The 21,245-nt window shown below is 35.5% G+C and carries 17 protein-coding genes; 11 read left to right on the forward strand and 6 right to left on the reverse strand.

Annotated features, from left to right (window positions below):
• The first annotated feature begins 17 nt into the window (after window positions 1–17).
• Complete coding sequence (locus tag NCCP28_RS15615) at window positions 18–680, forward strand: NAD(P)H-binding protein (protein ID WP_248562351.1); 663 nt, start codon at window positions 18–20, stop codon at window positions 678–680.
• Window positions 681–1,055: 375 nt separating this feature from the next.
• Window positions 1,056–2,030 (forward strand): bile acid:sodium symporter family protein, encoded by a 975-nt coding sequence (locus NCCP28_RS15620; RefSeq protein WP_248562352.1) that lies wholly within the window; start codon window positions 1,056–1,058, stop codon window positions 2,028–2,030.
• 97 nt (window positions 2,031–2,127) lie between these two features.
• On the opposite strand, the gene NCCP28_RS15625 is transcribed toward NCCP28_RS15620, so the two are convergent.
• The 4 genes from NCCP28_RS15625 to NCCP28_RS15640 all read right to left on the reverse strand — a co-directional run bounded on the left by NCCP28_RS15625 (window position 2,128) and on the right by NCCP28_RS15640 (window position 7,338).
• Window positions 2,128–2,775: a DUF6944 family repetitive protein gene (locus NCCP28_RS15625; RefSeq protein WP_248562353.1), complete on the reverse strand. Its 648-nt coding sequence runs from the start codon at window positions 2,773–2,775 to the stop codon at window positions 2,128–2,130.
• 70 nt (window positions 2,776–2,845) lie between these two features.
• Window positions 2,846–4,216 (reverse strand): FAD-dependent oxidoreductase, encoded by a 1,371-nt coding sequence (locus NCCP28_RS15630; protein WP_248562354.1) that lies wholly within the window; start codon window positions 4,214–4,216, stop codon window positions 2,846–2,848.
• Window positions 4,217–4,543: 327 nt separating this feature from the next.
• On the reverse strand, window positions 4,544–5,560 hold the full coding sequence (locus NCCP28_RS15635) for a PTS sugar transporter subunit IIC (RefSeq protein ID WP_248562355.1): 1,017 nt from the start codon (window positions 5,558–5,560) through the stop codon (window positions 4,544–4,546).
• A 578-nt stretch (window positions 5,561–6,138) separates the two neighbouring features.
• Window positions 6,139–7,338 (reverse strand): MFS transporter, encoded by a 1,200-nt coding sequence (locus NCCP28_RS15640; protein WP_248562356.1) that lies wholly within the window; start codon window positions 7,336–7,338, stop codon window positions 6,139–6,141.
• Window positions 7,339–7,818: 480 nt separating this feature from the next.
• Between NCCP28_RS15640 and NCCP28_RS15645 the strand changes: the two genes are divergently transcribed.
• The 8 genes from NCCP28_RS15645 to hxlB all read left to right on the forward strand — a co-directional run bounded on the left by NCCP28_RS15645 (window position 7,819) and on the right by hxlB (window position 16,002).
• Window positions 7,819–9,186, forward strand: a complete 1,368-nt coding sequence (locus tag NCCP28_RS15645; protein WP_248562357.1) for an MATE family efflux transporter — start codon at window positions 7,819–7,821, stop codon at window positions 9,184–9,186.
• A 208-nt stretch (window positions 9,187–9,394) separates the two neighbouring features.
• Window positions 9,395–10,183 (forward strand): sugar phosphate isomerase/epimerase family protein, encoded by a 789-nt coding sequence (locus NCCP28_RS15650; RefSeq protein WP_248562358.1) that lies wholly within the window; start codon window positions 9,395–9,397, stop codon window positions 10,181–10,183.
• Window positions 10,171–11,130 carry a sugar kinase gene (locus NCCP28_RS15655; protein WP_248562359.1) on the forward strand — a complete coding sequence of 320 codons (960 nt, stop codon included), beginning with the start codon at window positions 10,171–10,173 and terminating at the stop codon, window positions 11,128–11,130. The genes NCCP28_RS15650 and NCCP28_RS15655 overlap by 13 nt, the downstream gene beginning before the upstream one ends.
• 2 nt (window positions 11,131–11,132) lie before the next feature.
• Entirely contained in the window at window positions 11,133–12,416 is a 1,284-nt protein-coding gene (locus tag NCCP28_RS15660; RefSeq protein WP_375709418.1) for an MFS transporter, read from the forward strand.
• Window positions 12,417–12,438: 22 nt separating this feature from the next.
• Complete coding sequence (locus NCCP28_RS15665; protein WP_248562360.1) at window positions 12,439–13,065, forward strand: bifunctional 4-hydroxy-2-oxoglutarate aldolase/2-dehydro-3-deoxy-phosphogluconate aldolase; 627 nt, start codon at window positions 12,439–12,441, stop codon at window positions 13,063–13,065.
• Window positions 13,066–13,483: 418 nt separating this feature from the next.
• Entirely contained in the window at window positions 13,484–14,494 is a 1,011-nt protein-coding gene (locus tag NCCP28_RS15670; RefSeq protein ID WP_248562361.1) for a LacI family DNA-binding transcriptional regulator, read from the forward strand.
• A 330-nt stretch (window positions 14,495–14,824) separates the two neighbouring features.
• Complete coding sequence (gene hxlA / locus NCCP28_RS15675; protein ID WP_248562362.1) at window positions 14,825–15,457, forward strand: 3-hexulose-6-phosphate synthase; 633 nt, start codon at window positions 14,825–14,827, stop codon at window positions 15,455–15,457.
• Window positions 15,454–16,002: a 6-phospho-3-hexuloisomerase gene (gene hxlB, locus NCCP28_RS15680; protein WP_248562363.1), complete on the forward strand. Its 549-nt coding sequence runs from the start codon at window positions 15,454–15,456 to the stop codon at window positions 16,000–16,002. Before hxlA ends, hxlB begins: the two co-directional genes overlap by 4 nt.
• A gap of 71 nt (window positions 16,003–16,073) precedes the next feature.
• Here the strand turns inward: hxlB and NCCP28_RS15685 are convergent, their stop codons facing one another.
• A complete protein-coding gene (locus NCCP28_RS15685; RefSeq protein WP_248562364.1) occupies window positions 16,074–17,366 on the reverse strand; it encodes a DUF4179 domain-containing protein in 1,293 nt (430 codons plus the stop codon).
• Window positions 17,356–17,880, reverse strand: coding sequence for a sigma-70 family RNA polymerase sigma factor (locus tag NCCP28_RS15690; protein WP_248562365.1), 525 nt, complete (start codon window positions 17,878–17,880; stop codon window positions 17,356–17,358). The genes NCCP28_RS15685 and NCCP28_RS15690 overlap by 11 nt, the downstream gene beginning before the upstream one ends.
• Window positions 17,881–18,562: 682 nt before the next feature.
• On the opposite strand from NCCP28_RS15690, the gene ppdK reads away from it, so the two are divergent.
• Window positions 18,563–21,214 carry a pyruvate, phosphate dikinase gene (gene ppdK, locus NCCP28_RS15695; RefSeq protein ID WP_248562366.1) on the forward strand — a complete coding sequence of 884 codons (2,652 nt, stop codon included), beginning with the start codon at window positions 18,563–18,565 and terminating at the stop codon, window positions 21,212–21,214.
• The last annotated feature ends 31 nt before the right edge of the window (window positions 21,215–21,245 follow it).

The raw sequence follows: 21,245 nt of genomic DNA on the forward strand, positions 1-21,245 counted from the left end.
CGAAGGGGATAATAATAATGGTGAAAAAAGCATTAATTATTGGAGCAACAGGTCTTGTCGGTGAACATTTATTGCAAATACTTCTGCAAAGCAATACATATAAAGAAATCATCGCCTTCGTACGGAAACCACTCGGGTACAAACATGAAAAACTAAAAGAAGTGATTATTGATTTTGACCAACTAGATCAATATCAGCAATATTTCGCAGTGGATGATATTTATTGTTGTCTTGGCACTACTATCAAAAAAGCAAAAACCCAACAAAATATGATGAATATTGATGTAGATTATCCTGTAAAGTGCGCAGAACTAGGAAAACAAATGGGAGTGAAACAGTTTATTGTCATTAGCGCAATTGGGGCAAATAGCAAATCCTCTATTTTTTACAGCAGGATAAAGGGAATATTGGAAGAGAATTTGGCAGCATTTTCTTTTGAAGCTCTTTTGATTCTTCAGCCATCTTTATTAATAGGAGAAAGAGAGGAATTCCGTTTTGGCGAAAAGTTAAGTTCATTTATTCTCCCTCTTTTTCATCAATTAATGGTGGGCCCTTTAAAAAAATATAAAGGGATTCATGCAGAAAAAGTCGCTGCCACTATGTATAAGATCGCACAAATGGACCAAAAAGGAGTTGTCGTTTTATCCTCTGATAAAATAGAAATCTTAGCAGAATTATAATAGTTTCACCTCTTCTTTTAGTGCCTATTATTTTACCTTTCTATTTTTAAAAGATTTTTTTGAAATTGACTATTGATTTCCGCTATAGGCGCTCACTTTCCCGCAGGAGCCCTATACTTCCACTTAAATAAACAGTTAGCCTTAACGCCGTCCTTCTTAAAAGAGGTTTTTTTCCTTACTTAAAGAAGTTCTCTATTGTTATCATCCTCTTCTCTTGAATTTGTGGGAATATTGACAAATTTATTTCATTTGAGTTCTTTATAATTTATTTGCTTTTGCTATAATAAAATTCAATTGCTGACATTTTGTTGAAATACATAAAGTTTTGCTTCCGTTAAACTGTACATAAAAGAATTTATGATTGGAGTCTTGCAGATGTTGCAAAAAACAAATGCCTTTCTTGGCAAATGGATGCCCCTTCTTACTCCCACTAGCGTTATTATTGGCGTTATCCTAGCTGATTACTTGCATGACTTATCTTTTTTAGTGCCATGGATTTTTGCTGCTATGACTTTTGCAGGAAGCCTTACATCCAATTTCAAATCGGTTAAACATACAATTGCCCATCCCTTATCACTAATTTTAACTTTAGCCGTTCTTCACCTGATTACTCCATTATGGGCATTTGCAATTGGACACCTATTTTTCCAGAGTGACCCCCTGACAATCACTGGATTGACTTTAGCTGTTGTTATTCCAACAGGGATAACAAGCGCCATTTGGGTATCTATGTATAAAGGAAATATTGCTCTTACATTGGCCATTATTCTTATTGACACTTTGCTGTCCCCATTCATTGTGCCTTTTTCGATGTCCTTATTTGTTGGAGAAACGGTCCATTTGCCAATGTGGGATATGATGAAGGGCTTATTAGGAATGATTGTGCTTCCTTCCGTTTTAGGAATGGCCTTAAATCAATTTTATTCTTCCACTGCATGCGAAAAGTGGAATAAAACTTTAGCTCCTTTTTCCAAAATAGGATTGGCTGCTGTTGTGAGCATTAACAGCTCAGTTGTTGCTCCATATTTACAAAACATTGATAGAAAGTTTATACAAATTGCACTTACTGTCTTTTTTATTGCTCTTTCGGGCTACTTTTTCGCATGGATTCTTGGTATAGGAACAAAAAGGAGCAAAGAAGAAATTGTTGGAATGATTTTTTCTGGTGGAATGAGAAATATTAGTGCTGGGGCTGTATTAGCAGTAAGCTTTTTTCCTCCTCAGGTTGCTGTTCCTGTTGTAATCGGCATGCTGTTTCAACAAATTTTGGCTGCCTTATACGGACACCTATTACGGCTTGTCTATAGTAATCCATTAACTGCTAAAATGGCTGAGAAGAATATTTCCTAATCTTTTTAATAAACTCATGCAAAGAATCTGCATAAATGTCCATATATATATGAAATAAAGCAATAGCCATTTTGAGCATATCTAAGTGGCTATTGCTTCATTTTTGCGCTATATTCGCAGCAGAATAATAATTTAAGAACCTATTTTCCGTAAATATATCATTCTTTTTCTTTTCACCTTTAGTATGTTTGCTATGATTATTTTCTGAAATTTCCTCCTGTGTTTGGCCAATTGCATTTAAAATAGAGCCGATGGCCTGTATCCAACTGCCGCTAATCACTAAAAATTCAGCCTTTTCAAGATTATTTTTCTGTTCTTGCAATCCTCCAATTGCCTGAAAAGTATTGCCTATTGCCTGTGTTGCATTTCCCAAAATATTTAACGGCTGTTTTGGTCCTGAATTATCAAAATACTCATCAACAGCTTCAACTAGAGCACCAAATGCTTGGAGCCAATTTCCTTTAACAAAAAGAGTAGTATTTACTTTATCTGTTAAACATATAAATGCACCAGCAACTACTACATTGCCCACTGCTTGTATTTCCGCTCCAATTTTTTCAAACGTTACGGTTTCCTGCCCATCTGCCTGAATTGCATTCCCAGCTGCCTGTAAAACATTTCCGTATAAGTCTAATATATCCCCTTGCTCTGATGTAAAAATATCAAAAGAGCTGTTGGCAACAGCGGATATAATGGTACCAACAACCTGAACCCAAACAGAAGAAATCTCCACATAATTACCCAAGCATTTCACCACTTTTGCCTATAAAACGGAATTTCATTATAAGGTTTTCCATTTCAAGAGATAATCACCATTAATTTTTTACCTTTTCCCTGTCTCTTCCTTTACTTGCCTCTAATGCCACAAGACCTGCCTGATTTAATGTATTCCAAGGTTTATTAAAATGTGGCTGGAAGAAGAAATCTATAAAGCCTAGTTCTTCAACCGTCATCTTCGTTTGAATGCAGACAGAAATGGTGTTGATCATTTGTGTCATATCAGCTTTAGATATAATTTGGGCACCTAAAATTTGTCTTGTCACCTTATCAAATAATATCTTTAATTGCACTGGGTCGAATGATGGCATAAATTCTGGACGATTATTTTCTGCTATCTCCACTTTCTCATAAGCAACCTTTGCTGCGGCAGCCGATACTTCCGTTAAGCCGGTTGAAGCCATATTATAGCCAAAAATATGCAAACCAGAAGTCCCTTGTGTCCCCATATATTTCAATTTTTGCCCTGCAAGATTATATCCGACAAGTGTTCCCATTCTAACTGCATTTGTAGCTAGCGGGATATATACTTGTTCTCCAGTTGGGTTGTAGTTTACTGCACAACTGTCTCCTGCTGCATAAATATCAGGGTCACTTGATTGCATATATTCATTAATTTTTATTGCTCCATTTGGAAGAATATCGACTTTTCCTTTTAGCAATGCAGTATTAGGACGGAATCCTACACATAAAATCACAAGATCTGTTTGATATTCTCCTTTTGTTGTAACTACTTTTGTTACTTGCCCTTGCTCATTTCCTTCAAACTTTACAACTGTTTGCTGTAAAGCTAATTCAATATTTCTGGCTGCAAATTCTGTTTCCACTATATCTGTAAATTCTTTATCTAAATATTTATTTAAGATCCGATCCTCTCCATCAATCAACGTTACTTGTTTGCCATTTAATGCAAAAGCTTCTACTAACTCCACCCCAATATACCCGGCGCCAATAACAGTAATATGCTTTATATCCTTTGCTTTAGCGATTATTTCATTAGCTTGATTAAAGTTTTTAGATAATAAAATGTTATCCAAGTTAATGCCCTCAATCGGAGGAATTATTGGCCAAGATCCTGTTGTCATAACTAGTTTATCGTAGATATCCACCTTTTCTTTTCCTGTTTGCAAATCTTTTACTACTACTTGTTTTTTCTCTGAATTTATTTCCAATACTTCATGCTCCATAAACATTTTCGCTCCAAGAGATGCCAATTCATCTGGAGATGAGTAGAATAATTGGTTTACATCTTTAGCTACTCCCCCAACATATAGAGCTATTCCACATGATAAAAATGAAACATTATTATTTTTTTCATATACCGTAATATCTATATTATTATTTAATTTTGCTAAAGTTTTTACTGCGGCTGTTCCTGCATGTGTACATCCAATCACAATTACTTTCATTTTAAAAAGCTCCTTTGTATTGAATTTATATCTTGTGAATACATTCACAAAATAATGCGAAAAAATAACATGATTAGTGAAATTAGTCACATATATTGTGATCAATTTCACATGTTGTTCACACTTTTATTATATACACTTTTTTTAAAAAGGCAACTATTATGTGATTTACTGCACAAAATTTTTTAACACCATTATTTTTATCGTCCCCTTCAATAATTAAATTATTCCCTTATCCAAAACTGCCCTAAAATAAAAGGCTTAGGAAAAAAGGGGAGTTCTGCCGTTGAACAGAGACCCCTTTCATTCCTAAGCCTGCTTTAATCCTTATTGAATTCTCATTGCCAAATCGCCAGTTTTTGCCCATCCTGCTCTTAAAATCACATAGTACAATGGCAACGTGATTGCAATTGGCAATACTACTCCCACTGCGATATAAATTAAAAAGCCTGTCACTCCTTGTGTTGCTAAAATGCTGATTGGTGCAATTAACGAATTTAATCCAAGACCCGCTAATTCATATGTTGCGGTAAAACCAAATCCTAAAGTTGCAATTGGAGCGCAAATAACTGCTGCTACAAAAGGCGGAATAATCAATAATGGGTTTTTAACGATATTCGGGAATTGGACCTTTGGTGTAATAATCGATTGTGCTAAGAAACCACCTAAGTCATTTTGTTTAAGTGACATTGCTGTAAAACCTACAAACTGAACCGTACAGCCAATTAATGCTGCAGCACTTGAAATTGGATCCATCTGCAATGCGATAGCTAATGCTGCAGATGATGCTGGAGACATTAATAAAATGCTCCAAACAAGTGAAATAACCATTGGTGCAATTAACGGAGACCCTTCCACAGATGAGGTAATTTGTGCACTCATCCATGTTAATAACGGTGTTGTAACATATGCTAGTCCCACTCCTGCGAACCCTCCAACAAGAATAGCTCCTGCTGGTATAGCGATCATATCTAAGATTGTTTTACCTGTGATTTTTTTTCCAACATATGTTGCGATAACTGCTGCTAGAACTGCACTAATTGGTTGCCCAGGCACAAGCGTCATTCCTGCATCTGTCAAATGGATAGCATTGCCTCCAATGCTGCTACAGACCATTGCACTAAAGATAACTAATGTATTCCCTCCCAATTGGTAAGCTATTCCAGCACCAAATGCTGGCGCCAGCAACACCTTTGCAACCGAACCAATATGCGTAAGGGCATCCCAGCCCAATGCTTTACCTATAGATTCAAACAATAAACCCAATCCTAATGTTACCAAAACAGCATTCGACATCCCTGCTGATGCTTTATATAAACCGTCCATAAAGGCCTTCTTATTCATGTTTTTTCTCCTCTATTATAATAAATTATATAATCCCAATAAAAAAGCCTGTCCGATATTCGGATAGGCACCATTACGTTTTTGCTTAGTGCCTCGTTTTTTAAGAACAAAAACTGGACTAAACAATTCCTATAAACAAATAGGTTTCATTTAATCCTAAGAGCATAATATGAGTATTATATTGAGTGATAAAATTTTAGTTGTTTTCATAATATGCTCCTCCTTACTAATTATTGTGAAGTAATAATATCATCAATATTCTGAAAATGGAATATATTTTTTATTATCGGAATAATAATGCGTTTACACTAATATTCAATTTGAAAACTAACCAGACTTACTCTATTAAAATTTGAAAAAACTAGACTTGTTCTATTAGCTTTTTTCTTAGATAAATCATTAAATTTCATTCATATTGAAGAATTTGAAAAATCAGTAAAGTAATATTATGACTAAATGAAATACCCCTGTTTAAACCTTTGTGCGAAATTATATTCGCTTCGGTTTAAATACAGGGGTATCCGGCAATTTTTCAAATATAGTATTTAAGTGAAAAAACTGTCATCCAGCTTCATTTACTAGGATAACTCTACATTTTTTGTTTCTTTCCCTAAAAAGAATACAGCTGCTGCTCCGATAAACACAGTAATGCAGAACAACGTAAATATAAATGCGATTGACATATTTTGTCCCATTAAATATGGAACTAAAAGAGGACCAAGTACACCGCCTATTCTGCCAAATGAAGCGGCCATCCCTACTCCTGTCCCGCGGACCTTTGTAGCATATTGCTCTGGAGTATAGGCATATAAGGCCCCCCAAGCCCCTAAATTGAAGAAAGATAGAAGAATACCTGCTATCATAAGAGCTATGGTTGTGTCGGCCGTTCCAAATAATAAAGCACTAATCGCTGTTCCAATCAGGAAAAAAACTAATACAAATTTGCGGCCAATTCTTTCGATTAAATAAGCGGCCAATGCATATCCAGGCAGCTGCGCTAATGTCATGATTAATACATATTCAAAACTTTTTATTAAACTAAAGCCTTTCATTACCATAACACTAGGCAGCCATAAAAACATGCCATAATAGGAAAACACGACACAAAACCAAAGAATCCATAGCATTGTTGTTTGTTTTGCATTTTCTTTAGCCCATACTGTTTTTATACTTTCCATTGGAGAAAGTTTCTGTTTTTTTTCTACTTTTAAATATTGTGGTGAATCTGGCAAATTCAATCTTAAATACAAGGCATAAAACGCTGGCAAAACACTAATTAATAAAGCAATCTCCCAACCGTACTTTGGAATAACAAAATAAGATATTATTGCTGCCAGAAGCCATCCAAAAGCCCAAAAACTTTCTAGTAATACTACCACTCTTCCCCTTTTATCTGTGGGTACACTCTCTGATACAAGCGTAGAAGCAACAGGTAGTTCCCCGCCCAGCCCCATTCCAATAATAAAACGCAATATTAAAAATAAGGCCAAACTTGTTGTAAAAGCTGATAATCCACTAGCAATTGAAAATAATAATAAGGTGATAATAAAGACATTTTTTCTGCCTACTCTATCAGCCATCATTCCAAATACCAAAGCGCCGACTGCCATACCAATAGAATTGACGCTGCCAATCCATCCCATTTCTTTAACCGACAAATTCCAATCTGCCTGAAGCGCAGCTATAATAAAAGAAAGCATTCCTACATCCATCGCATCAAACATCCATCCTAATCCAGCAACACCAAGAAGTTTTCGATTTGAAACATCTTTTTTCATATAATCCTCCTGTCTTTTTTCCTATTTTCTGCATATTTTTAGAATTTTATCCCGGATTACCGGGCAGCAATATCCCTTTTCTAAGCCTTAATGCACGGAAGCAAACTTATCCAAAAAATAATTGCAGCCCAGCAATCAGACAAAAGAAAATAAAGATTCACCAAAATTTTTTTAAAAGCCACTTTTTATATTAACATCTGTCATGACAATCATCATTACATTTTTTCTATTAACTATCATTTTTTCATTTTAAATCCTCTCCATAAGTTTAAAAAATTCGAAAAATTTTAAAACTAAAACGCTTACAAATAAAGGTTTTAACCAATATTTCATTAAATCGAACAAACTTATTACTTTATGCAAAACAGTTTAAAAAATTCCAAATAAATTTAGTGTTTTTCTCTTTACTTTCTAATAAATAAGAATAAAATGTATCTTATATTTGCAATAATCTTTTACAAGAAAAGGAGATATAAAGATTTGAAAGTTACACAAAATAAATTAAATGACCAGTCTCTTTTCAACCTATCATGGCCTTTATTTATTGAATTGGCTTTACACATGGGAATTGGTGTTACTGCTACTCTTATGTTAAGCCATTATTCCGATGGTGCTGCTGCAGGAGTAGGTGTTGCAAACCAGCTATTGGGAATTTTCATTCTTGTTTTTAACGTAACCTCTATTGCCGCCATGATTCTCATCGGTCAACGATTAGGTGCAAACGAATTGAGTAGTGCCAGAAAGCTTGCTCGTTCAGCAGTTGGTCTTAATTTCTGGTTTGGTATGGTTGTTGCCGTCCTCGTTGTTGTTTTCGGTGAAACTTTACTACGATTATTTGATATTCAAGGTGAAGTATTAGAATATGGTCTTATATTTGTCCGCATATGTGGTGCATCCCTCTTCCTAGAATCTCTCTCACTCGCATTAAGCGCTATATTGCGAAGCCACGGTTTTACAAAAGAATCCATGTTTGTCAGCATATTAATGAATATAGTAAGTGTAATCGGTTATGCAATTAGTATTTTTGGTCTATTTGGCTTTCCTATCTCTGGTGTATTCGGTGTATCCTGGACCATTGTCATTGCACGAGCATTCGCTGTTTTTATTCTATTGTATTTAGTTTATAAAAGAATTGCTTTAACGTTTAATGTAAGTGATTTTATTAAAGTAAATAAACAAGATATCCGTGAAATGATGTATATAGGCATTCCATCAGCCGGGGAAAATCTATCCTATCAATTCTCGCAGCTTGTGATCACTGCTATTGTTGCTTCATTAGGAGATGCTTCTCTAGCAGCTAGAGTCTACATTACGAATATCTCTATGATTTGCTATCTATTTACATTAGCCATTGCGGAAGGAACACAGCTTCTTGTTGCCCGTTATATCGGGGGAAGACAGTTTGAGCGAGCTTTAAAACGAGGCATTAAAACATTAAAAATTGCTGTTATAGCTTCGTCTGCTGCAGCATTGGCCATGGCTATAATTGGCGCTCCAATTTTAGAATTATTTACAGACAACTATGCAATTATTGCAATAGGATTACCTATTCTTTGGGCTGTTGTCTTTACGGAACCTGGAAGAGCCATGAATATTGTTTTGATGAGCTCATTAAAGTCAGCAGGTGATGTGCGGTTCCCTGTTGTAATTGGTATAGTGTCCATGTGGGGTATCGCAGTAACACTTAGCTATACGCTTGGCATCACATTTGGTCTTGGATTATTAGGTGTTTGGCTTGCCCAAGGTATCGATGAGTGGTTTAGAGGGATTTTTGCCTGCCGAAGATGGTTATCTAAGCCATGGGAAAGAGTTCGTGTTAAAAGCACAGTCAAAGGACATATTGGATAATGAAAAAGCATGAAGGTATTCAGCCTTCATGCTTTTTTGATTCTGATCAATAATCTGCTAACAGGTATATACGAGAATGCACCTTTTGGCATAAGAAAAAAACCTATTTTTAAAATTTTTGAAATTTTCATTTGAAAAACGCTTTCAAAAGATGTATAATTCAACTAAACCGATTTACTAAACCGTTTTATTAACGAGGTGAGAAGAATTGTCTACTATATTTATACCTTTAAATGCCTTTTCTAATGAATTGGGCTTACAGAAAGACATCGATTTTTATATTTCCATTATTGCAAAATCCAATGCAGATGGAATAGAAATCAGACGGGAACTATTAGATCCACTCTCTATTCATAATGAAATAAAAAAAATCTTTATTAGTCTTGCATCCTATAATTTAAAGAGCATTTATTCTGCTCCTGTTCCTTTATGGAGAGAAGATGGTTCACTTAATGAAAGAGCATTAATAACCCTATTTGAAGAATGCAAACTGCTACAAGCAACATCGCTAAAATTGCCATTAGGATATTTTCATCATGAAAATTCAAATTTAGATGATTTCCATTCACTCTTACAAAAGCACTCGACTGTTAAATTGCTAATTGAAAATGATCAAACAAAGGAAGGTGGGCAAATCAAAAATCTTTTGGCTTTTTTTAAAGAAACAGATAAAAAGAAGAGCCCTGTTAAAATGACCTATGATATTGGCAACTGGATATATTTAAAAGAAGATGCCCTTCGTGCAGCTGCTTTACTTTCACCATATGTCGCTTATTATCATCTAAAACACGTACTCCAATCGAATGATAGTCTTATTACGGTTCCAATCAGCAAGGAAGAGCATGCACTTTGGAAAACAGTTGATCAGCATTACTTTTCTAATATGCCAAAAGCATTGGAATTTCCTCTGAATCCAATTGTATCAGAGATTAATAGCTATATAGATTTAGTAAAGGAAAATGAAGTAGAAAGGGAGAAACCTGTATGCAAACATTAGATATGATTACATTTGGGGAAGCCATGGCTATGTTTATAGCTGACTCTCCAGGTGCCCTTCATGAAATAACTAAATTTTCTTTAGAGCTTGCTGGTGCGGAAACAAATGTCGCAATCGGATTAGCAAAACTAGGATTTAATACAAGTTTTATCAGCAAAGTTGGCAATGATGCCTTTGGCAAGTTTATTGTACAAAAATTGCAGGAACGCGGTGTGCTGGCGGATGGAGTGCATGTTGATCCTCACTATCCAACAGGGTTTCAGCTAAAATCTCAAGTAGAAATTGGCGATCCAGAAGTTCAATACTTTCGAAAAGGCTCCGCTGCAAGTCATTTGCAGCCTGCTGATTTTAACGAGAAATACTTCGCCAACGCAAAACATCTCCATATGACAGGTATTCCCCTTGCTATTTCCCAATCAGCAAGGGAATTCGCACAAACAGCTCTTACCTTTATGAAAAGCAAACAAAAAACAATTTCTTTTGATGCTAATCTAAGGCCAGCTCTTTGGAAATCAGAAAAAGACATGATTAAGACAATCAATCTCTTCGCGAAACAAGCAGATTATGTTCTCCCTGGTTTAGCAGAAGGAAAATGTTTAACTGGATATGAAACTCCCGAGGATATTGCTTCCTACTATTTAGATGCAGGGGTAAAATTGGTGATTGTTAAACTCGGAGAAGAAGGAGCCTATTATAAAACTTCCAAAGAAAGTGGTTTTATTAAAGGAGTAAAAGTATCCAATATTGTAGATACAGTTGGAGCAGGCGATGGTTTTGCAGTAGGTGTTATCAGCGGATTGCTAGAAAATTTATCTGTAAAGGATATGATTGTTAGAGGCAATGCAATTGGAGCACTCGCTGTACAATCTTTTGGGGATAATACTTTCTATCCAACAAAAGAGGAACTTAGCCACTATATAACTAAACATTATGAGGGAGTGAAATAATCATGAATGCTTTATCAAAGAAAAGATGGATTCGCCTTATTCCTGTTGTATTTATCACTTATAGTTTAGCATATTTAGACAGAGCTAATTACAGTTTTGGCGCTGCCGGCGGTCTTGCTCATGACTTAAATATTACGGCAGCTACCTCTTCCCTTCTTGGAGCATTATTTTTCTTGGGCTATTTCTTCTTTCAGATTCCTGGAGCTCATTATGCAGAGAACCAAAGTGCAAAAAAACTTATCTTCTGGTCTTTAATTCTTTGGGGTATACTTGCAACAGCAACTGGACTTATCTCCAATGTGAAATTGCTTTTTGTGATTCGTTTTAGTTTAGGTGTAGTTGAAAGCGCTGTTATGCCAGCTATGCTTGTCTTTTTAAGCCATTGGTTTACCAAAGCAGAAAGATCAAGAGCAAATACCTTTTTAATTTTGGGCAACCCCGCTACTGTTCTATGGATGTCTATTATCTCCGGCTATATCTTAGAATCACTTGGCTGGAGATGGATGTTTATATTAGAAGGCTTGCCTGCTGTAATCTGGGCATTTCTATGGTGGAAATTAGTTAATGACCATCCAAAAGATGCAAAATGGATGACTGATGAGGAAAAAACAGCTTTAAATCAGGCTCTACTTGCAGAGCAGCAAGGGCTAAAACCAGTTAAAAATTATAAAGAAGCATTTAAATCAAAGACGGTTATTTTATTAAGTCTTCAATATCTACTTTGGAGCATCGGGTTATATGGATTTGTCATGTGGCTTCCTTCTATCATTAATTCTGCGCCAAATGCAAGTCTTGTTACTACTGGTTGGCTGGCTTCTATTCCGTATTTGCTTGCATGCATTTTAATGTTAACGGTTTCTTTTTTATCAGATAAATTGCAAAACCGCAAATTATTTGTCTATCCTTTTCTACTGATTGGTGCTGTATGTTTTTATGGTTCCTACTTAATTGGAACAACCAACTTTTGGTTATCCTTTATTCTGTTAACAATTGCAGGCGGCTGCATGTATGCACCTTATGGACCTTTCTTTGCTATTATTCCAGAAATCCTGCCACGCAATGTTTCTGGCGGAGCTATGGCTTTAATTAATAGTATGGGAGCTTTAGGATCATTTGCTGGAGCTTATATTGTTGGATATTTAAATGATGCAACTGGAGGCTACGGGGCATCTTACAATTTCATGGCTATTTCTCTTTTAGCATCAGCTGTGTTGACCGTTATTGCGACAAATAAGAAAAAAACCAAAGACATAAAAGATAAAACTATTCCAATTCAAGAGCTATAAAAACAAAATAAGGAGACTTTTAATGTGTATCGAACTATTTAAAAAGAAAAAGATAGCAGCCATTATCAGGGGAGCAACTTCTTCTAATATCCTTCCTATTGCACATGCATTAAAAGAAGGAGGCATTTCTATTATAGAAATTACAATGGAAACACCAGGCGCTCTTAAAGCTTTAGAAAAACTTGCACTTAGTGATGATATAGAATTAGTCGCAGGTGCAGGCACTGTCTTAGATTCAGAGACAGCCCGGGCTGCTATCATGTCTGGAGCAAAATTTATTTTTTCGCCAACAATTAATTCTAATACGATTCAAACAACGAAACGTTATGGCGCCATTAGCATACCAGGCGCCTATACTCCTACAGAAATTTTAACAGCATATGAATATGGAGCTGATTTGATTAAGGTATTTCCTGCAAGCTCATTAGGAGCTGGTTATTTTAAACAACTAGCTGGCCCCCTTCCCCATATTCCTTTAATGGCTACTGGCGGCGTTGATGATACGAATCTCTTGGAATACCTAAACAGTGGAGCCATTGCTGTTGGCATAGGCAGTTCATTAGTTAATGCAAAAAAAGATATAAATGAAGCATATCTGCTCGATTTAACAGCTAAAGCTAAACTATATTCTAATTTGATTATCGAATAATTTTGAGGTTTTCCACTATTTTAAACTAGCCTTTGTAGCAAAGGGCTTGGTTGTTTTAGTGGCAAGCCTCCTTTTTGATTTAGGCTGTTTTCGTAAACTTTGTTGCTATTCACTAAGCACTGGGAAAGGTTAATTTCCGCTTCTGGATGCTCGCTTTCCATGGGGCGGGCGGTGAGCCTCCTCGTCCTACAGGAGTCTCGCCCCTTCCGCCCCAATCAACCTAAATAGTTTTTTTTACAAACTTATTTAAAAACAACAATCTTTTAGAAAAGAGCCTTGATTTAAAATCTATTCAGAAACTTAAGTTATTTGACGTTATCTAGAAGCTTTTAGACATATAGATTCATTTTGTTTTATACTTAAAGGTAGCTAACAACAAATCGAGGAAAATTACTGAAATGAAAGAGGAAATTAAACAATGAAAAAAGTAACAATGGCCGATGTTGCTCAATTTGCAGGGGTTTCAAAAAGCACTGTTTCCCAATATATTAATAATCGTTATGAATACATGGGTGAGGAAACTAGAATTAAAATTAAAGAAGCTATTGAAAAATTAGGCTACCAGCCAAATTATATTGCCAAAAGCTTAAAGCAAAAGCGAACAGCGATGATTGGCATTATTGTAGCCGATGTTATCCATCGTTTTTCTACGGAAGTAAGCAGATCAATCGAAGATTTTTGCTACGATAATGATATTCATGCCATTATCTGCAATGCAGACAACAACGCAGAAAAAGAAAAAAAATATATTGATATGCTTCAGGCAAAACAAGTAGATGGACTGATTATTTTCCCCACAGGACAAAATTCTGCCCTTTATCAAAAGATGGTCGATGAAAACTATCCTGTCGTTTTTATGGATAGGGATATCAAAGATTTAGATGCTCATTTTGTCTTAGCAGAAAATATACAAGCAAGCTATGGAGCTATTTCCCATTTTATTCAGCATGGGCATAAGCATATTGCCATTGTGGCACAGCCTTTAACTATTTCATCTAGAAAAGAAAGGATTGAGGGATACCAAAGGGCAATGATGGAACATCATCTTCCAGTAGAGTCCGACTATATCATTAGTGGAGAAATAGCGGAATTAAAGGCTAAACTTCAAACATTATTTCAGCGCAAACAGCCGCCAACTGCACTGCTAGCAGGGAATGACCTTGTTTTTCTAGAAACTTTATCCTTTTTGCAAGAGAACAAACTACATATACCTGAAGATGTATCCCTTATCGTATTTGATAATATTCCTTTCGCCCACCTATCGAATCCACCTATTACAATCATTTCTCAACCAGCTTTTGAAATGGGGGCAAAAGCAGCAGAGCTTTTATTAAAACAAATAAAGAAAGAAACAACTACAGCGGAGAGAATATATTTTCCTTGCCAACTAATCATTAGAACTACCTCTATAAAAGATAAAAAATCCTAATGCCATTTAATATTCCAACTATTTTTAATCCGTCCTTTTGCATTCGCTCTTCTTTGCAAAGGGACTTTTTAACATAATGTAAAAACACTCTTCTGTTTTCCCCCATTATTTATTAATAGAAACTAGCTGAAAACAAGAAAATTTTTAAAAAGAGAGTTAACCACATTGAAAAACGCTTACAAAACAAGTATACTATCTTTATAAACCGATTTAGTAAATCGGTTTATAAAATTAAAAGTCAAGTAGTCGCTATCTTTGCACACATCTTTATTAGAATTGAAAACCTGGTTAGTTATTTGTTCCACTTTTTTAGAAAGGGTGCGATTTTTGATGAAAATTCAATTAGCATTAGATCGTTTAAATATTCAGGATGCCATTAAAATGGCTAAATTAGTAGAAAATGAGATTGATTGGATTGAGGTTGGAACATCCTTAATTAAGGAATTTGGCATGCAAAGTGTAAAGGAAATAAAAAAAGCTTTCCCTCATAAAACCATTTTGGCAGATACAAAAACAATGGATAATGCTAAATATGAACTAGAGATGAGTTTTCAAGCAGGAGCAGATATTGTTACCGTAATGGGAACTGCACCACTTGTAACGATTAAAACTTGTTTGGAGCTGGCTAAAGAAAACAATAAAAAAATCATGATTGATTTATTAAATACATCTGAAGAACAAATTCAAACATTACTGCCATTTACAGAGGCTATTTTCTGTGAACATATCAGCAAAGACGAACAAGAATTAGCAGGAAAAAGCAACGTCCAAACAAAAAGCAGATTAAGAGAGCAAGCCGTTATTGAAGTCGCTGCTGCTGGTGGTATAACATTGGACACTATTCAAAACCTTGTTGAACAAAATCTAGATGTGGCTATTATTGGATCAGCTATCACAAAAGCAAAAAATCCACAGGAGGCTGCTGAAAATTTTAAAAAGCAAATTGGGGGCATATTATCATGACTAAGTTAGCAAGTATCCAAACAGAGATACATCTCGTTCTATCTCAAATCAAAGAAAAACTTCTAGAAGAAACTGCTGAGCTTTTAAAAAGTAAAAAACGAATTTTCGTCATCGGTGAAGGGCGATCTGGACTTATGGCTAAATCCTTTGCAATGAGACTTATGCATCTTGGCGCCACTGTATATGTGGTAGGAGAAACCATTACGCCATCAATTGCAGGTGATGATGTTCTTGTTGCCATTTCAGGATCAGGAAAAACAAAGTCTGTTGTTTGGACTGCTGAAGCAGCGAAAAGCTTAGGCTGCTATACAATTGCCGTCACAACAGATAGCTCCTCTCCTTTAGCAAATACAGCATCATCTATTATTACTATCCCTGCTAGCACGAAGTACAGAAAAGAAAATGAAGCGCCATCGATTCAGCCGCTCGGTTCGCTGTTTGATCAATGTGCACATGTTGTATTCGATACGATTTGTTTATGTTATGCAGAACAAAACCAAGTTGAATTTGCAATGGCATTTAAAAATCACAGTAATCTAGAATAAAGAGGAAATAGTTTGCGTTTGGGCCTTTTTCTATACTCTGAGAGCAGGAAGTTTATCCCTGCTCTTTTTCACTATTTTACTCTTAACTTTACATCTCCCTCTATCCAGCTAGGGAAAGAGGAAAGAGGAAGTGATAGCGGATCTTTATACGTATTTATCGGCTCATTAAACTCAATTCCCATTAAATCTCCGCTCCCCTCTGTCCACATAGAGGAGATATCCAATTCTTTTCCATCACTTGCTGTACCAGATGAAAACAATCCATAATGAAACGTTTTTTCCACATGGAGCTGCAATGCTATTTCCTTTTTTCTAATATACTTCAGTGTCAATAAATCTCCTTTTGGCTGCTTTAAAATCTTTTTTTGCTTCCAGCTGATTTTAAGCATTTCATCTTCTTTATCAATTGCCTGCAGTTTATTCAGCACTAAGTAAAGTTCCTCTGGTTCTTGGAAGTAATTACTCTGCAAATAAATCAATTGTTCATCGCTGTCCATCCCAGAGGCAGTTATTCCATTTGGTATCATCGTCCATGCTTCTCCATTTTTATCAATTAAACGCAAATCGGTATACTCAAGAATTTTTTTTGTATTTTTAGGATTTTGCTTCACATGAACAGCTATCCTAAGCGGTGAAATAGTGATATCGACAATATTTATCTCTTGCTCCTCCACCATAATTTTTTTATTTACTGGCAGTACTTTATTTTTTTGAATATTTTTCGTTAGCGAGAAAGGAATGCTTATTTCTACTTTTTGATTATCTTTAATAAAACTAGCTTCTACATAAAAGTCTTTTTCATTAAATGGTTCGTCAAAAAAGTACTCTAATGTGCTGCTGAATTTTTTCTTCCCTTCTTCTACAGGAAATCCTTCGTAGGAAGAACGGCTTGCCAGCTCTTTCTTATCAGGAAATTTCAAATTTATATCCTTTAGATCTGCACCTTTTGCATCTACTGTATAAAATACAATTAATCCTTCTTCATCACGAATTGCACCATCAATTTTCAGCGTAATGCCATTCCTTTTTTCAAAAATATTTATTTTCTCATAATATTTATTTTCCACCGCCGCCAACTGTCCCTTATCCTCTTGGACTAATTCTATAATTTTTTCCATTCCAGGTATATTTGCCGCATAGTTGGCAAATGCAGGAGAAATTCGAATTGCACCTAAAAATATAGTAATAAATAGGATCGCCGCTGCAGTATAAGTCATGATTCGTTTATGCTTTGATCTTGCTTTTTCCTTTTTTCCCCTTTCCAATCCTAATGATATTTCCCTGTCTAATTTATCAAATGGAATCGTTAGTTCATCCAGCTTTTTCTTTTCTTCTAAAAGGATTTCTTCTTCCTTATTGAACATGCCTGCTTCCTCCTTTCCCGTCTAATTTATTCTTCAATTGTTTTAGTGCCTTATTTAGCCATGTCTTTACCGTTCCTTCTGGGCAATCAAGCATAAAGGCAATTTCTTTAATTTTTAAATCATGATAATACTTTAATGTGATAATTTCTCGGGAGCGTTCATCTAAAGTTTCTATTGCTTCTTGTATTTCCATTGTTTGATAGTTATCCATTGTTGCAATTAAAGGAATTATTGCCTCATTCATAATCATTTTCTTTTTTCTTTTTAAAACATCATTGCAATAATTGATCATAATTCGTAAAAGCCAAGTTTTGATATAAGCTGGTTTTTTTACCTTTTTTATGCTTTTGTATGCACGATAAGTGACTTCCTGGATTGCTTCTAATGATTCTTCTTCATTATGCAGATAGGCAAATGCTGTTTTATACAAATCTATTTTATAGGCATGCATTATCGCTAAAAATGCCTCCTCTTCACCAGCTATTGCTTTCCTTGCTAGTTCCTTATTCTCCAAATTCCTGCCTCCCTCCCGGTGATATCTATATATTAGACTGCTGACAAACAAAAAAGTTTTAATAATATTAATCTAGTATCATTTCCTGCATTAGAAGTTGTATACTTTCCCTTCCATCATAAAGTTCCCTATCATATCTTTGCTAAATTAGGACAAAAAAAGAATTTTATAACCTATTTTTAGTTATTTCTCTTTTTATTTAGGCTGTTTTCGTAAACTTTGTTGCTTTTAAAGAAGTAGGTTGATTTGTTCGCTTTCCGTGGGGCAGCTGGTGAACACCCTCAGACGGTGCTTTAAGGGACCTCTTCTATCCCGCTAATCCCACAGGAGTCTTGCACCTTTCACTCCAATCAATCTGTTTTAATAATGGATTTACTACTCATGGAAACTATTAGAAAAAACAACCCTCTTTTAGAAAACAGCTTTTATTTAAATAATTCCTGTTATTTTATTAAAATATTAATATTCTTCTTATATCTTCTTCCATACTGTACTTTTAACTTTTAACATATTATTACAATATAAAGACTCCCAATTGTAGTATTATCCTTAAATAATATAACTTAATTAAATAAAAACATTTAATTAGTATGTCATAATTAATTGTTGACTCTAAATATGTTACTCTATATAATAACAAACATAGCTGTTTTATCCATATATTATAAAAAGAGGTGGCTTAATGGAAAAGTTAGTATATGCATTTAGCGAAGGCACAAAAGAAATGAAAGCATTATTAGGAGGAAAGGGAGCAAACTTAGCGGAAATGTGCTCCTTAGGTCTACCTGTTCCAAAAGGTTTTACAATCAGCACAACTGCCTGTAAGCATTATCAAATACATAAAGAACTTTCAGAAAGCCTCTTAGTGGAAATGCAAAGTCAATTAAGACAATTAGAAAAAAGTACGGGCAAAAGCTTTGGTGATAAGTATAACCCCTTATTAGTTTCTGTCCGTTCTGGAGCATTATTCTCCATGCCTGGCATGATGGATACAATATTAAACTTAGGGTTAAATGACTTCACGGTTAAAGCGCTCTCAAAATCCACTGATAATCCAAGATTTGCTTATGACAGCTACAGAAGGTTTATCCAGATGTTTGCAGATGTGGTAATGAATATCCCCCGGCATAAATTTGAAGATGTGCTAGAAACAAGAAAAAAACAAAAAGGATATGCCTTTGATACCGATTTAACAACAGAAGATTTACAATACATTGTCGATCAATTTAAATATATTTATAAAATGGAAAAAGGATCAGACTTTCCAGCAGATCCACGAGAACAATTAATCATGGCTGTGGAAGCTGTATTTTCTTCTTGGGATAATCCAAGAGCCAAAGTTTACCGGGACCTACATAATATTTCCCATACATTAGGAACTGCAGTAAATATTCAAGAAATGGTATTTGGCAATACAGGAAATACAAGTGGAACTGGGGTCGCCTTTACAAGAAATCCTTCTACAGGAGAACCTTCTTTATTCGGCGAATTTTTGCTGAATGCCCAAGGAGAAGATGTTGTTGCAGGAATCCGTACTCCTGAACCAATTGATAGATTAGAAGAAATAATGCCCATTGTTTACGAAGAGTTTATAAAAATAGCAAACTCTTTAGAAAACCATTATGAAGATATGCAGGATATTGAATTTACAGTAGAAAATGGACAGCTGTTTATTTTGCAGACAAGAAATGGAAAAAGAACGGCTCAAGCAGCACTAAAAGTTGCCATTGATCTAGTTCACGAAAAGATTATTGAAAAAGAGGAAGCAATAAAAAGAATTAGCACACAGCAAATTGACCAGCTGCTACATCCAGCCTTTTCTAAAAAAGGATTAGAACAAGCGAAATTAATCGCAACAGGGCTTCCCGCTTCACCAGGGGCCGCTTCAGGAAAAATCTATTTTCATGCAGCAGATGTCCTTCAGGCAAAAGAGCGAGGAGAAAATTGTTTATTGGTCCGTGCCGAAACGTCTCCGGAAGATATTGAAGGCATGATATTCAGTGAAGGGATTTTAACTTCTCGAGGCGGCATGACATCTCATGCCGCAGTGGTTGCCAGAGGCATGGGAAAATGCTGTATAGCTGGCTGCAGTTCTTTATATATCGATGAAGAAAAAAGAGAACTTATCTATGGAAAAACTGTTTTGCGAGAAGGAGACTTTCTTTCATTGGATGGTTCTACCGGTAAAGTCTACTTAGATGAAATTTCATTAGAGCAAACCACAACGGGAAGTTACTTCACAGAATTAATGAACTGGACTGAGGAGTTTAGTACACTACAAGTACGCGCAAACGCAGACACGAAAACAGATGTACAGACAGCCCTTCACTTTGGTGTAGCAGGAATTGGTTTATGCAGAACGGAGCATATGTTTTTTGAGGAAACGAGAATTTCAGCTGTTCGGCAAATGATCCTTTCTAGTGATGAACATGAGCGCCGAGAACCATTAAATACATTGCTTGAAATGCAGAAGGAAGACTTTCTTCAATTATTTCAGCTAATGAAAGGAAAACCAGTAACAATTCGTTTACTTGACCCACCTTTACATGAGTTTTTGCCTAAAAAAGAAGAAGAAATTAAAAAACTTGCCCAAGAACTTCATATTTCTCTAGCAGAAATAAAAAACCGGATTTCTTATTTGGAAGAAGTAAATCCTATGCTTGGCCATCGCGGCTGCCGTTTAGGCATTACTTTCCCGGACATCTATGAAATGCAAACCCGGGCTATTATCGAAAGTGCTGTTTCTGTCTGCCATCAAGGAATAGCTGTTATGCCCGAAATAATGGTTCCATTTATCGGTTCAAAGGAAGAATATACTTTTATTAAAGAACGAATAACAAAAGTGATTGATGACACTTTAACCAGAAACAATACTCATATTCCTTATAAAATTGGGACAATGATGGAAATACCTCGTGCCTGCTTAACAGCCGATGAAATTGCAGAAGAAGCAGAATTTTTCAGCTTCGGCACAAATGATTTAACCCAAATGACTTATGGCTTCTCAAGAGATGATACCGATAAGTTTCTGTTTGACTATAAAGAAAAAAACGTACTGAAACACGATCCTTTCCAAACATTAGATCAATCTGGAGTAGGCGAATTAATAAAAATTGCTAGCTATAAAGGAAAAAATATAAATCCGCAAATTAAATTAGGGGTCTGCGGTGAGGCTGGTGGAGATCCTGATTCTATTCGGTTCTTCCATCAGTTAGGATTATCCTATATATCATGCTCTCCCTTTAGAGTGCCTGCGGCAAAACTAGCTGCTGCACAAGTTGCATTGGAAGAAATACAAATGACAAAAAAACAAAAACACACAATTATTTTCTAAAACTCAAAAGAAAAAGGCTGCATTCTATTGC

Source organism: Niallia sp. NCCP-28 (assembly GCF_023168165.1).
In the GTDB taxonomy this organism is placed as follows: domain Bacteria; phylum Bacillota; class Bacilli; order Bacillales; family Cytobacillaceae; genus Niallia.

What these genes read in the sequence shown, in the direction of transcription:
- NCCP28_RS15615 (WP_248562351.1), top strand. Translation starts at nt 18, where the DNA reads ATGGTGAAAAAAGCATTAATTATTGGAGCAACAGGTCTTGTCGGTGAA.
- NCCP28_RS15620 (WP_248562352.1), top strand. Translation starts at nt 1,056, where the DNA reads ATGTTGCAAAAAACAAATGCCTTTCTTGGCAAATGGATGCCCCTTCTT.
- NCCP28_RS15630 (WP_248562354.1), bottom strand. Translation starts at nt 4,216, where the DNA reads ATGAAAGTAATTGTGATTGGATGTACACATGCAGGAACAGCCGCAGTA.
- NCCP28_RS15635 (WP_248562355.1), bottom strand. Translation starts at nt 5,560, where the DNA reads ATGAATAAGAAGGCCTTTATGGACGGTTTATATAAAGCATCAGCAGGG.
- NCCP28_RS15640 (WP_248562356.1), bottom strand. Translation starts at nt 7,338, where the DNA reads ATGAAAAAAGATGTTTCAAATCGAAAACTTCTTGGTGTTGCTGGATTA.
- NCCP28_RS15655 (WP_248562359.1), top strand. Translation starts at nt 10,171, where the DNA reads ATGCAAACATTAGATATGATTACATTTGGGGAAGCCATGGCTATGTTT.
- NCCP28_RS15660 (WP_375709418.1), top strand. Translation starts at nt 11,133, where the DNA reads ATGAATGCTTTATCAAAGAAAAGATGGATTCGCCTTATTCCTGTTGTA.
- NCCP28_RS15665 (WP_248562360.1), top strand. Translation starts at nt 12,439, where the DNA reads ATGTGTATCGAACTATTTAAAAAGAAAAAGATAGCAGCCATTATCAGG.
- NCCP28_RS15670 (WP_248562361.1), top strand. Translation starts at nt 13,484, where the DNA reads ATGAAAAAAGTAACAATGGCCGATGTTGCTCAATTTGCAGGGGTTTCA.
- hxlA (WP_248562362.1), top strand. Translation starts at nt 14,825, where the DNA reads ATGAAAATTCAATTAGCATTAGATCGTTTAAATATTCAGGATGCCATT.
- hxlB (WP_248562363.1), top strand. Translation starts at nt 15,454, where the DNA reads ATGACTAAGTTAGCAAGTATCCAAACAGAGATACATCTCGTTCTATCT.
- NCCP28_RS15685 (WP_248562364.1), bottom strand. Translation starts at nt 17,366, where the DNA reads ATGTTCAATAAGGAAGAAGAAATCCTTTTAGAAGAAAAGAAAAAGCTG.
- ppdK (WP_248562366.1), top strand. Translation starts at nt 18,563, where the DNA reads ATGGAAAAGTTAGTATATGCATTTAGCGAAGGCACAAAAGAAATGAAA.